The organism is Phormidium sp. CCY1219 (assembly GCF_035615515.1).
Classification (GTDB): Bacteria; Cyanobacteriota; Cyanobacteriia; order Cyanobacteriales; family Laspinemataceae; genus CCY1219.
In genome coordinates this window covers 1-270 of the sequence record NZ_JAJENT010000090.1, presented here as the reverse complement: position 1 = coordinate 270, position 270 = coordinate 1, and the positions used below count along the sequence as shown (strand labels likewise).

Genomic DNA, 270 nt, shown 5'->3' with positions numbered 1-270 from the left:
CGATTTACCGGCTCTTTAAATGAAGGCAATTGGAACTTCGGCGAATATCGAGGCGTGCAAACCGTCTCCATGCGACCCGGAGATGAATTTTTCATCATGTTGGTGCCGAATGGAAAGGTGCAACAAGTCTTAGATAATCCCACGGCTGAAGGTGCAATTCGTCCCCTATTTTCCCTCGCCACATCTAACCCCGATGATGCCTATCATGTGGGACAAATTTCTGATGTCACCGGCGATGGAAATACCTTCGCAATGGAAGATTTGCGGGTA

The 270-nt window shown here is 48.1% G+C and carries 1 protein-coding gene; it reads left to right on the top strand.

The features are described from left to right. Positions 1 to 270 (top strand): DUF4114 domain-containing protein (locus LKK83_RS00550; RefSeq protein WP_324628784.1); only part of this gene is annotated, 270 nt, incomplete at both ends.